Source organism: Pelotomaculum propionicicum (genome assembly GCF_048984525.1).
Taxonomy (GTDB): domain Bacteria; phylum Bacillota; class Desulfotomaculia; order Desulfotomaculales; family Pelotomaculaceae; genus Syntrophopropionicum; species Syntrophopropionicum propionicicum_A.
The window spans coordinates 49,103-61,581 of record NZ_JBMGJC010000004.1 but is presented as its reverse complement, the minus strand read 5'-3'; the positions used below and the strand labels follow the sequence as shown (position 1 = coordinate 61,581).

General features: G+C 50.2%; 12 protein-coding genes and 1 tRNA gene. 2 read left to right on the top strand and 11 right to left on the bottom strand.

Annotated elements, in window-relative coordinates; translation table 11 throughout:
* Positions 1-3: 3 nt before the first annotated feature.
* Positions 4-558 (top strand): 2-oxoacid:acceptor oxidoreductase family protein, encoded by a 555-nt coding sequence (locus ACOBQJ_RS05480; RefSeq protein WP_421070724.1) that lies wholly within the window; start codon positions 4-6, stop codon positions 556-558.
* Positions 559-748: 190 nt separating this feature from the next.
* Positions 749-2,539 carry a sigma 54-interacting transcriptional regulator gene (locus ACOBQJ_RS05475; RefSeq protein ID WP_421070723.1) on the top strand — a complete coding sequence of 597 codons (1,791 nt, stop codon included), beginning with the start codon at positions 749-751 and terminating at the stop codon, positions 2,537-2,539.
* Positions 2,540-2,836: 297 nt separating this feature from the next.
* On the opposite strand, the gene leuS is transcribed toward ACOBQJ_RS05475, so the two are convergent.
* From leuS to rplU, 11 genes are all read right to left on the bottom strand, one after another.
* Positions 2,837-5,323, bottom strand: coding sequence for a leucine--tRNA ligase (leuS, locus tag ACOBQJ_RS05470; RefSeq protein ID WP_421070722.1), 2,487 nt, complete (start codon positions 5,321-5,323; stop codon positions 2,837-2,839).
* A 310-nt stretch (positions 5,324-5,633) separates the two neighbouring features.
* Positions 5,634-5,708 (bottom strand) — tRNA-Ala (locus ACOBQJ_RS05465).
* Between the two features lie 278 nt (positions 5,709-5,986).
* Positions 5,987-6,343: a ribosome silencing factor gene (rsfS, locus tag ACOBQJ_RS05460; RefSeq protein ID WP_421070721.1), complete on the bottom strand. Its 357-nt coding sequence runs from the start codon at positions 6,341-6,343 to the stop codon at positions 5,987-5,989.
* 126 nt (positions 6,344-6,469) lie between these two features.
* A complete protein-coding gene (locus ACOBQJ_RS05455; RefSeq protein WP_421070928.1) occupies positions 6,470-6,799 on the bottom strand; it encodes a PaaI family thioesterase in 330 nt (109 codons plus the stop codon).
* A gap of 249 nt (positions 6,800-7,048) precedes the next feature.
* A complete protein-coding gene (locus ACOBQJ_RS05450) occupies positions 7,049-7,318 on the bottom strand; it encodes an RNA recognition motif domain-containing protein (protein ID WP_421070720.1) in 270 nt (89 codons plus the stop codon).
* Positions 7,319-7,423: 105 nt separating this feature from the next.
* Positions 7,424-8,050: a nicotinate-nucleotide adenylyltransferase gene (gene nadD, locus ACOBQJ_RS05445; protein WP_421070719.1), complete on the bottom strand. Its 627-nt coding sequence runs from the start codon at positions 8,048-8,050 to the stop codon at positions 7,424-7,426.
* A 64-nt stretch (positions 8,051-8,114) separates the two neighbouring features.
* Positions 8,115-9,239 (bottom strand): glutamate 5-kinase, encoded by a 1,125-nt coding sequence (gene proB, locus ACOBQJ_RS05440; protein WP_421070718.1) that lies wholly within the window; start codon positions 9,237-9,239, stop codon positions 8,115-8,117.
* Between the two features lie 302 nt (positions 9,240-9,541).
* Positions 9,542-10,804, bottom strand: coding sequence for a GTPase ObgE (gene obgE / locus ACOBQJ_RS05435; RefSeq protein ID WP_421070717.1), 1,263 nt, complete (start codon positions 10,802-10,804; stop codon positions 9,542-9,544).
* Between the two features lie 79 nt (positions 10,805-10,883).
* Positions 10,884-11,471, bottom strand: coding sequence for a Spo0B domain-containing protein (locus tag ACOBQJ_RS05430; RefSeq protein WP_421070716.1), 588 nt, complete (start codon positions 11,469-11,471; stop codon positions 10,884-10,886).
* A gap of 200 nt (positions 11,472-11,671) precedes the next feature.
* Entirely contained in the window at positions 11,672-11,944 is a 273-nt protein-coding gene (gene rpmA, locus ACOBQJ_RS05425) for a 50S ribosomal protein L27 (protein ID WP_421070715.1), read from the bottom strand.
* A 32-nt stretch (positions 11,945-11,976) separates the two neighbouring features.
* Positions 11,977-12,288 (bottom strand): 50S ribosomal protein L21, encoded by a 312-nt coding sequence (gene rplU / locus ACOBQJ_RS05420; RefSeq protein WP_421070714.1) that lies wholly within the window; start codon positions 12,286-12,288, stop codon positions 11,977-11,979.
* Positions 12,289-12,479: the final 191 nt, after the last annotated feature.

Here is a 12,479-nt window from a genome sequence, read left to right as displayed (position 1 = left end):
GGAATGATTGTTGTGACACAGAACTGCGAAATATTACTCAGCGGAACAGGCGGCCAGGGGTTGATCCTGGCGGGCCAAATACTGGCTGAAGCAGTGGTCAGGGACGGCAAAAACACTGTCCAGACCCAGTCATACGGGCCGGAAGCCCGCGGCGGGGCCAGCAGGGCAGAAGTTATCATAAGCGATGGCGAAATAGATTACCCGCGGGTGACCAGGCCGGACGTCCTTCTTGTTATGAGCCAGGAGGCTCTCAGGAAGTTTGCGGGCAAGCTGGATGAAAACGGCATCCTTATGGTTGACAGCACTAATATAAATGATGTACCGGCTACAAACGCCAGGGTATTTAAAATACCATACAGCAGAATTGCCAAAGAAACTCTCGGCAAGGAAATGGTCGCCAATGTTGTGGCGCTGGGCGCGCTAGCCGCGGTAACCGGCGTGGTTACAAAAGAATCTTTAATGTCGGCACTGATGTCCCGCATTCCCCGCGGAACTGAAGCCTTAAATCAAAAGGCGCTGGAAATAGGCTGGAACTCCGCCTGCCAGGCCGCCGCCTAAAATTATATTTTGAGTAAAATACTAAAAATACATATCCCGTCTTTTGGTGAATTGTTGATTGCCGAATGAAGGGATATTTCTTTTTAATCCCTTCATATTAACCTTATTTAAACAAAGTAGGAAATAACGTTTTCATCCAGAATAAATATTACATTATAAAAGTTAACAGTTTTAACAGGGAGTTGTTTATATGTCCAGGCTTGCCCAGGTTAGTGAAAACGGCCAGAAGGTGGCAGAGGCTATTGCCTCGGTCCTGAAAGTGGAAGTCGAAATTATTGACACCGAACTGGTGCGAGTGGCGGGAACCGGGATCGTGAGAAACGACGTCGGGTCGCGCCTGCTGCGCGGCCTGGTTAATAAACACGTCCTGCAGACCGGAAACCATATCTTTATCAATGAAGCCGGCTTCCACCCTATTTGCCTGTCATGCCCCCTCTCAGGGCGGTGTTTTTACCGGGCTTCCATTGTATACCCGATTATCGCCGAAACCGAAGTAATCGGGACAATCAGCCTGATCGCCTTTGACGACGCCCAGAAAGAAACCCTGTCCAAGAATACCGGTTCACTGATTGAGTTTATCGGGCGGATGGCTGACCTGATCAGCAGCAAGGCCCTGGAGCGGGAAATTGTGGCCGAGCGGATGGTCATGGCCAACCGTCTGGAAGCGGTTGTCGACGCTGTTTACGAAGGTGTCGTGGCGGTAAACAGCGAGGGCGTAGTCACACATTTCAACCAGTCCGCCGAGCGTCTTTTTGGCGCTAAAAAGGAACATATCGTCGGCAAGGACGCCAAAGTCATACTGCCTTCCCTGCCCCTGGCGGAGGTGCTGCAGGAAGGGAAAGGATTTAATTCGAGGGAAGTTTTCTTCAATTTTGGCGGCCGCAAGCTGCATCTCCTGAGCACGGCCAGGCCGATAAAAGTGGAAAACAGCCAGATAGCCGGGGTGGTTGCCTCCTTTCGTGACTTCAAGGAAACGCAGAGACTGGCCTATGAAATTATGAGCACCCAGGAAATGATCGATTTTGACGACCTGGTCGGTGTCAGCAAATCATTCAAAGATGTAAAATCCAAGGCTGTCAAAATATCTTCCGGCAACCTGACCATACTGATCGCGGGAGAAAGCGGCACCGGGAAAGAGGTTTTCGCCCGGGCCATTCACGCCAACGGGCCGCACGGACACAGGCCTTTTGTATCAATAAACTGCGGGGCGATCCCGGAAAACCTGCTGGAAACGGAGCTTTTTGGTTATGATGAGGGAGCTTTTCCCGGCGCCAGGCGCGGCGGCAAACCGGGCAAGTTTGAGCTGGCTGACGGCGGCACTATTTTCCTTGATGAAATCGGCAACCTGTCGCTTTACCTGCAAGCCAAGCTTTTAAGGTACCTGCAGGACCGCAGGATCGAGCGGGTAGGCGGCAACAGGTTGATCCCCGTTGATGTCCGGGTAATCGCCGCGACAAACAACGACCTGCAGGAGATGGTCAGGAAAAATCTTTTCAGGGATGAGTTGTACTACAGGCTCAGCGTCATCCCCCTGGTAATTCCGCCCCTGCGGGAAAGGCCCGAGGACATCCCGCTGCTCCTTGACTTTTACATGAAAAGGTTCGGCAAACTGCTCGGCAAGGACATCCAGGGGTTCAGCGACGAGGCCATGAAAGCCTGCGTCAAATATTACTGGCCGGGCAATGTCAGGGAACTGGTCTACGCCGTTGAATACGCCATCAACCTCGAGGAAAACCACCGTATATCACTGGAGAGCCTAACTCCGGAAATTCGCGAGGAAACAAGGAAAAAGACCAGGGACGGCATAGCGGGCGACGGCAGGCTGCTGCAGCTGGCGCAGATGGAAAAAGAAGCTATCACCGCGGCTCTGGACAGGTTTGGCTGGAGCGACGAAGGAAAGGTCAGGGCGGCCCGGGCCCTTGGCATCAGCCGGGCCACCATCTACCGCAAAATCCAGAGGTATGGTTTGAAACCGGCATAAATGAGTCGTGAGACGTGGGCCGTTGGACGTGGGAATATCCTGCATTCCTAACAGCCTACAAAAAAAGATTATGGCTTTCTTTTTATATAAGAAATGGGTCAAGCTTTTCTCTAAAGCCTGACCCGAGGTTGCAGACTAAGGTTTCCATGGTGAGGATTGCAGGTCCGGATTCATCCGGACTTTTTTGTGCGTCTAAAGCCGCATCTTTCAGTCGTCGGACGTCGGACATCAGTACTCCTGCATTCCTCTTTGGCTATCGAACGCCATGTAGGGCGGGATTTATCCCGCCCTATCTCCTTAGTTCTTCACAACGATATTGACCAGTTTGTCCGGCACCGGTATTATCTTGACTATTTTTTTGCCTTCAGTCAACTTTAATATTTTAGGGTCATTCATCACTCTTTCCTGCATCTCCTTGGCCGACAAACCAGCCGGGACCAGCATGCGGTCGCGCACCCTGCTGTTGACCTGCACAACTATTGTTATTTCGTCTTCCACAATCGCTTCCGGGTCATACGACGGCCAGCCCTGCAGGTGGACGCTGCCCTCGTGTCCGGTGGCCTCCCATATTTCCTCGGTGATGTGGGGGGCGAAAGGAGCCAGCAGCAGCAGCAGTGAGTCCACCGCTTCCTTCAGGACAGCTGGGTCGCGGTCTGATTCAGGGACCTCTTTGAATTGATACAGCGCGTTAACAAGCTCCATAATGGCGCTGACCGCCGTATTGAAATTAAAGCGGGTGCTGATGTCTTCAGTCACCTTCTTGATCGTCTTATGGGTAACGCGGCGCATTTCCCGGTTTATTCCCACAAGGTTCGCGGCCTGCCTGACAGGGGCTTTCTTAAGTGTTTCCTCCAGGGGTTCCACCAGCCGCCAGACGCGGTTCAAAAAGCGGAAGCAGCCTTCCACTCCCTGGTCGCTCCACTCCAGGTCGCGTTCAGGCGGCGCCGCGAAAAGAATAAACATCCTGGCCGTATCGGCCCCATAACGGGCGATAATGTCTTCCGGGCTGACCACGTTCCCTTTTGATTTCGACATCTTCGCCCCGTCTTTTAAGACCATGCCCTGGGTGAGCAGGTTGGTAAAAGGCTCCTGGTTGCTCACCAGGTCCAGGTCGTAGAGCACTTTTGTAAAGAAACGTGAGTACAAAAGGTGTAGTATGGCGTGCTCAACCCCGCCGATATACTGGTCCACCGCCAGCCAGTAATCCACTTTGGCTTTGTCCCACGGGCCTTCTGTTTCCCTCGGGCTGGTATAGCGGTAGTAATACCAGGATGAGCACATGAAGGTGTCCATCGTGTCGGTTTCTCTTTTACCAGGCCCGCCGCAAACGGGACAGGTTGTGTTCACAAAATCGGGACATTCCGCCAGGGGCGACCGGCCGGTTGGTTTAAATTCCACGTTCATGGGCAGCAGTACCGGCAGGTCACTCTCGGGAACCGGCACAACCCCGCAAACATCGCAATAAATTATGGGGATAGGCGCGCCCCAGTAGCGCTGGCGGGAGATGAGCCAGTCCCGGAGCCTGTATGTAACCCTGAACCGGCCCTGGCCCTTCTCTTCGAGATAAGTTGTGATCGCCTTGATCGCTTCTTTATTGGGCTGCCCGTTAAATGAGCCGGAGTTAACGAGATATCCTTCATCCTCATAGGCCGACTCCATTTTATCCGGGTCCAGGTCCACCCCCGCGGGCCGGATCACCACCCGGACCGGGAAGTTATATTTCCTGGCAAATTCAAAGTCACGCTGGTCATGGGCAGGCACACCCATCACACAGCCGGTCCCGTATTCTAAAAGGACATAATTGGCGATCAGGACCGGGACTTTTTCCCCGTTCAGGGGGTTTACACAGTAAGCTCCGAGCGGCAGGCCGACTTTTTCCACCTCTGTTGACGTCCGGTCAATTTCGCTCAGGTTTTTCACTTTTTGGACAAATTCCTTAATTTCCGCTTCTTTTTCTGTCCCGGCTATCAGCTTTTCCACCAGCGGGTGCTCCGGCGCCAGGACCATGTAGGTTACCCCAAAAACCGTATCCGGGCGGGTCGTATATACTGTTACAATATCTTCAGCGCCATCTATTTGAAAATCGATCTCCGCGCCCTCGCTGCGGCCGATCCAGTTTTCCTGCATGATCTTAACTTTATCAGGCCATCCTTCAAGGAGATCCATATCTTTCAGCAAGCGGTCGGCGTAGTCGGTAATCTTGAAAAACCACTGGGCCAGCTCCCGCTTTTCCACCGTAGTCTTGCAGCGCTCGCAGCCTCCGTTCACGACCTGCTCGTTGGCCAGCACCGTGGCACAGCCGGGGCACCAGTTCACGGCCGACAGCTTTTTATAGGCCAGCCCTTTATGGAATAACTGCAGAAAGAGCCATTCCGTCCAGCGGTAGTACTCCTGGTCACAGGTGGCGAATTCCCTGTTCCAGTCATAGCTGATGCCCAGCTGTTTTAACTGCTCCCGCATATTGTTTATGTTATCGATGGTCCAGTCCGCGGGATGGATGCCGCCGTGCTTGATGGCGGCGTTTTCAGCCGGCAGCCCGAACGCGTCCCACCCCATCGGGTGGAGCACATGCAACCCCTGCATGGCTTTAAAGCGGGCTACCACGTCACCTATAGAATAGTTCCGCACGTGGCCCATATGTAATTTCCCGGAAGGGTAAGGGAACATTTCCAGGCAGTAATATTTCGGCCGGTCGGAAAAATCCGGCACGGCGTAGAGGTCACTTTCAGCCCACCGTTCCTGCCACTTCTTTTCTACTTCATCAAAATCATACTTTACTTTCAATTCAGTTCCCCCTTGATTGCTGCAACCGCAAAGTTATCACACACTATACCTTATTTAATATCTCACATCTTGGCATAATGTGCAAATAAATCAATTATAAACCGTATCTGTTTCCATTTTATATTTGAAAAAATTTGTCCGGAAAAATCCGGACTGGTAAATTTAAGACTATAAAAACCGTTCCCAGTGTAATTCCGCCAAAATCAATTACACTCACATGTTCCCCTCCCAAAAATAAAAAAACCCCTAAGTCCCTGTAGGGACGAGAGGTTTTACCCGCGGTACCACCCTTTTTGGCAAAGATCAATTATGGTGGAGCTGGCGGGGATTGAACCCGCGGCCTCTTCCATGCCAAGGAAGCGCGCTCCCACTGCGCCACAGCCCCATCTCTTTACCCACTTAAAGCTATAACGTCGCAACCGGACCGGAGTACTAAACCTTCCACCGGCCAGCTCAGAGGCGAGTTTCGGCAGCCTCGTTCACCGCCTTACAGCAACCGGCGGCTCTCTAAAGCACTGCGCTGCTTACTGCTCCTCGTCATCGCCCTGCAAACTAAAACTGAGAATTATTATAAGACATACACCCACATATGTCAACAGCATAGATCAAATTGACCGCCGGTTGGATAATTATCCAGCCCGCCCGGTAGCTACACGGAGAAAACTAAATGTTCACCGGGACACCCACAATCCGGGCGTCACCCCAGAGGCGCTCAAGATTGTAAAACTCCCGCTCAGTTCCCTGAAATACATGGATAATAACATCACCATAATCCAGCAACACCCAGTTAGCCTCCCTGAAACCTTCCCGGCGCAGGGCAAGCATACCTTTATCCTTCAGTTCCTCCTGAATGTGCTCCACTATCGCCTGGACCTGGGTGCCGGTACGACCGCTGCATATTATGAAATAGTCGGCAATAATTGATACCTTGCTGATGTCAAGCACTGTCACCTCTAATGCCTTCCTGTTTTCCGCAGCCTGCACAGCAATATTTACAACTGCTTGTGGACTTAATGGCAATGCCACTCCCCCTTGATTAATTAATTTTCCCTCTACAGATTATTTATTCTTTCTCCCGGCTAAAAGTTCCTTCCCTGTTGCTAAACCAGTTATTAAGAATATGCCCCAAACTTAACAAAAATTAACCTATATATTATGCGGTCCCTTTATAAAGACCGTGCCGTTGGCCAGCGCCACCAGGTCATCATTTTCATCCCTTACTTCCAGGCGGTAGAGCCCCGTCTTCCTGGTCAGCTTCTCTTCCCTGGCGACAGCGCTAAGCACAGCGCCCTCGGTAGTTGCCTTCAGGAAATTTATACTTATGTTAAGCGCAAGCGCCAGAGACCCGTGCGAGTTGCTGGCAGCCGCAAAAACAATGTCCGCCAGCGCGAAAACCGTGCTGCCGTGGGTTAATCCGGCTCCATTAAGCAGCTCCGGCGTTACTTTTAAGGTTGCCCTGGCATAACCCGGCTTTATTTCTGCAATAGTAATCCCCAGATGTTTGGCAAGGGCGTCTTTTTCCAGTCGCTGCCTGCAAATTTCAATATTATCCCTAATTTTTCCCGCCCCCTATGAGGATATTTTCTATAAATGACTACCTGACAGTATTCGCCAACAGCCGCTGGTTGTCCTTCCTGCGTTAAATAAAAGCAACCCGTGCAGTAAGCAACACGGGCATTCAATATCTTAATCATTTATAGATATTTTTAGTAAAACAATTTTTTACTAGGACATCCCTTCCGCCCTGTCTTCTCTGGCTTTCGCTTCGTTTACTGTTATTACCCTTCCGTTAAGTTCGGTGCCGTTCATTGCAGCGATCATAGTTTCCGCATCTTCATCCCGGACTTCAACAAAGCCAAATCCGCGGGAGCGACCGGTCTCTCGATCAGTAATAACGCGGCTACTCAAAACTTCTCCATGCGCGGAAAAAGCATCTGCCAAATCCTCCGCTTTGGTAGCCCACGGTAGATTTCCTACGTACAGGGTACGCGCCATCTACTAATCACCTCTTTCCCGATGAAACTTATTTTACTTAAAGATATTATTTACAAAAGAAAATGTCCTGATGCAATGTTAACCAGGCAAAGATTTTTCCAAATTTCATTGCCGGTATAAATTATTTTGAATTATGTAGTCCTCTACGGATTCGGGAAGAAGGTATTTTATAGGCCTCCCTTCACGTACGCGCTGCCTGATGTCAGTTGAGGAAATAGCCAGGGCAGGCACTTCCATGTATGAAATATTTTGTTTTAAACTGTCCGGCAGCGGATCAAGTTTTTCTTTTAGTTCCAATAAACGATATCCGGGACGCGTGGCAGCCACAAAATTACAGATCGACAAGAGAACTTCAAAATTTTTCCAGGTGGAAATTTCTATAAGGGCGTCCGCCCCTGTAATGAAAAAAATCCTCTCATTGGGATGGAGACGCATCATGTACCGCACCGTGTCAATTGTAAAAGAAGGCCCGGGACGCTCGACCTCCAGGTCAGAAGCGCAAAAAGATGGGTTCGAAGCAACCGCCAGGCAGGTCATTTTATATCGAATGGACGGTTCAGTAATGATATGGTCAGGTTTATGGGGCGGGTTGCCGGCCGGTATGAAAATTACCTTTTCCAGGCTGAACGAGTACCTCGCCCCTTCAGCCGCGACCAGGTGCCCGAAATGGACAGGGTCAAAAGTGCCGCCCATGATGCCCAGTCGCCGTTCTCTTGCAGTTACTGTATTCATAAAAAAATTGTACTGTCTGTTTGATTTAAAAGCAAGAAGAATAAAAAAATGATTTTGCCCAAGATTACTGATTAAGCACCAGGTTGTTCCGGTGCACTACCTCTTCATAGTCCTTATATCCAAGAATGCGGGATATTTCTCTGGTCTGGGCTCCTTTAATCTGATCAATTTCAGCCGAAGAATAAGAGGTTATCCCCCTGGCAATTTCCTGGTTACCCGGTCCCACTATGCAGACCGTGCTGCCTATTTCAAACTGCCCTTCCACACCCGTAACACCTGATGGCAGCAGGCTTTTGCCCTGCTTGATCAGGGCCGTGGCAGCGCCCTCGTCAACGAGTATTTTCCCGCATACCGCAGCGCTGTATGCAATCCACTGTTTCTTATTCTCTAGCTTGTTATCGGCAGGCAAAAACACAGTCCCCACCTGCTCCCCGGCAACAACCTTAAGTACGATATCCTTCTCCCCGGCGCACGCGAGTACCGTGGATACACCGGAATGAGCGGCTATCCTGGCCGCCGATATTTTTGTAGCCATACCGCCGGTCCCCAGCTTACTGCCGGCGCCGCCGGCCAGCGACTCTATATCGGACGTTATTTCCTTGACCTCCCGGATCAGGCTGGCTTCGGGATCCTTGCGCGGGTCGGCTGTGTACAAACCCTGGATATCTGAAAGCAGAATAAGCAGTTCGGCATCCACGAGCCCGGCCACCAGGGCCGACAGGGTGTCGTTCTCGCCAAGCTTAATCTCGTCGACAGCCACAGTATCGTTTTCATTAATCACCGGGATAACGCCGTACTGAAGCAGCGCGTGCAGCGTGTTTCTGGCGTTTAAAAACCGGCGCCGGTCAGAGAAGTCCTCCCTGGTCAGCAGTACCTGCCCGGCGGTTACTCCATACTCTGAAAAAAACTTCTCGTAAATATGCATCAGTATGCCCTGTCCTACCGCGGCGGCAGCCTGTTTACCCGGTATCGTTTTGGGACGCCCGGCCAGGCCCAGCTTGCCGGCGCCGGTACCGATAGCGCCGGAAGTAACCAGAAGCACGTCCTTTCCCTGGTTATGCAGACAGGACAGCTGCCTGACCAGACCTTCGATCTGATAAAGGTTCAGCTTCCCGGTAGAGTACGCTATTGAACTGGAGCCGACCTTAACAACAACCCTTTTAACGGAATTAAAATTACGTTCTGTCATATATCTCACCCAACTATCTAAAACATATCATCCTATCAAAAATCATTAAAAACAAATTGACAGGATTAACAGGATTTAAAAACCGATTAACAGGATTAAGGACGTTTATTAAGTATTATTTAATTTTTATACTTCTGGGTTATAAATCCGGAGTACAAACAAGATTATTAAAATTTATATTCATGGTTTATTTGATTTTGAAAATATTATAATCCTGTAAATCCTTAATAATCCTGTAAATCCTGTCAATTTGTTTGGTTGGGAAAAGTATACCATAGCACCATATCCAATTGAAGAGCCGATTACTCGAAATACTCAAATTCAAACTTGCCGATTTTCACCGTATCTCCTTCTTTTATGCCCGCTGACTTGAGTTCATCCTCAATCCCCATCCGCTTGATGATCCACTGCAGGCGTTCCACCGCTTCCTCGTTATCCATGTTTGTCATGGCCACGTGGCGCTCTATTTCTTTGCCTTTCACATAATAAGCACCTTCCTCGTGATAAACGCTGAAACGAGGTTCGGGCCTGTGCACCACCGGGTGCTGCGCGGACTCAGGCATCTTGAGGGGGATATTTTCAACAAGTTCGGCCACTCTGTAAATCAGCTTATCCAGGCCTTCGCCGGTTGCCGCTGAAACCGGAAATATTTCATAATTACCGCCGTAAGCCTCTCTCAGTCTGTTCAGGTTTTTACCGGACTCGTCCAGGTCCATTTTATTTGCCGCGATAACCTGGGGCATTTCACCGAGGACAGGGTTGTAAAGGGACAATTCCCGCTTTGTTACCAGAAAGTCTTCCACCGGGTCGCGTCCTTCGCTGCCCGCTGTGTCAAGGACATGTATAAGCAGGCGTGTCCGCTCAACATGTCTTAAAAAATCATGTCCAAGGCCTGTTCCGGCATGCGCTCCCTCGATCAGGCCCGGTATATCGGCCATCACAAAACTCCGGCCTTCCTCCACCCGGACCACGCCCAGATTCGGGGTAATGGTGGTAAAGGGATAATTCGCTATTTTGGGTTTAGCCGCCGATACCTGTGAAATCAATGTTGATTTACCCGCGTTGGGGAAGCCCACCAGGCCCACATCCGCCAGCAGCTTGAGCTCCAGGTTCAGCCAGCGTTCCTCACCCGGCTCTCCATTCTCCGCCATTTTGGGCGCCTTGTTGTTAGGGGTGGCAAAGTGCGCGTTTCCCCTGCCGCCCCGGCCGCCGCGGGCCACCACCGCCTCCTGCCCGTTTCTGACCAGGTCGGCAATTAGTTCTCCTGTATCGTCATCCCTGATCAAGGTACCGGACGGCACACGTACGATCAGGTCCCCGCCGGATGCCCCTTGCATATTTTTGCCTTCCCCGTGCCGGCCGCGTTCCGCTTTATAGTGACGTTTGTACCGAAAATCGACCAGGGTGCGCAGTCCTTCATCAGCCCTGAAGATAACAGCACCGCCCCTGCCGCCGTCACCGCCCCAGGGCCCCCCTTCCGGGACATACTTTTCCCTGCGCATAGCCACGCAGCCGTTGCCGCCGTCACCGCCCTTGACATAAATCTTCGCCTTATCAAAAAACATATAATCACCTGCTTGGATTTCAAAATTAAAATAAACCGCGGCAGAAAAAAATTACAGCGCTGTGCCTGCCAACTTCCGGTCAACCAATAGTTTGCCCATTTTCGGCCCGTTTTCCAGGGAAGTCTAAAAAGATTTCAAGTATTTCGCTTGAAAACGCTGTTTTTAACTCCCCGGCATATTTATTAAGCAACTCTTTTACAGGCTCAAGGTCTTTTTTTAACAACACCGGGTCCGCTATACAAAATGCCGGGCTGCGAAGGCAGATAGTATGCCCTGTGCCGTTTTCTGCTAGCCTGACCGTGAAATTTCTCGCGTACGATTCAGAAGAGGACAAATTGCGAAGAAAAACTTCTATTACACTCCCCAGCGCACCGCCAGCAACAGGTCCGGGCACCGTGCATTGATCCAGGTTGGAATTTATCGCTAGTTCCATTTCAGCCTGGTATTTTGCGGCTTCATTAAACCCCACTAATAGAGCAGCCGTGATCTCGGGTATCTTTAACCGGGCTGTTTGGCTCATAACACTCATATCTGCTGTGACAAGCTCAATATACTCCCGTATCCTTTCAGGTTTATTTAACTGCAGAAAACCTGAAATAACCTGAAGGTGATTTAAAAAATCATGCCTCTGCACCTGGATTATCTCTAACAGTTTTTCTAGATTCATTTATTGCCAACTCCTTTCAGGCGTTGATTGATTCGACAAACATCACTTCTTTTCCTTTAAAATGGAAAATCTAAAAAAATCTCTTTTTAAAGGAAACAGAAAGAACTGCTCCTTGTTTCCATGTTTCCCAAATAAAAACACTGTCTTCAAACCTTGCGGCATGAAAACAGTGTTTATGTCATGCTAAAGCTGTATTATTCTTATGAAGATACTGCCACTGTCTCCGGAATCACGCTGACAGTTTTCTTATCGCGTCCTAGCCGGTCAAAGCTTACCAGGCCGTCGACCTTGGCAAATAGAGTATCATCAGAGCCGATACCCACATTGCGGCCGGGGTGGATTTTGGTGCCGCGCTGCCGGACCAGGATGCAGCCCGCTGAAACAAACTGCCCGTCCGCTCTCTTTACCCCAAGCATTTTGGGTTTGGAGTCGCGGCCGTTACGTGAGCTGCCTACACCTTTCTTATGTGCCAAAGTAAATCACCTCTCCTATTAAAAAATTCCTGTCAGGATTCAATTTTTTCAACTAGCACCTGGGAAAACGGCTGTCTGTGCCCCTGCTTGCGCCGGTAGTTTTTCTTCGCTTTAAACTTGAAGACGATAATCTTTTTGTCTCTTCCGCTGCGGAGCACTTTCAGGATTACCTTGGCGCCCTGCACCATGGGAGTGCCGATCTTAATTTCTTCACCGTTCACTACAGCCAGCACCTTGTCTATTTCCACTACTTCGCCGGCTTCGGCGGGCAATTTCTCCACATTCAGCATGTCGCCTTCCTGAACACGGTACTGTTTGCCGCCAGTCTCAATAATCGCATACATTACTCTAACCCCCTCATTCGGGACACGCCGGAAACAGGTAGGGGCTCGCAAATCTAACCCTCTTTAAAACCAGTTCCGCGCGGTACCATAATACTTTTTAAATACCTACAATACAACATTTTAACATACAAGTTTTATTTGTCAATAGCGTGTTAAGAGAACCGTCCCCTTGACACGAACGTGTCAAGGGG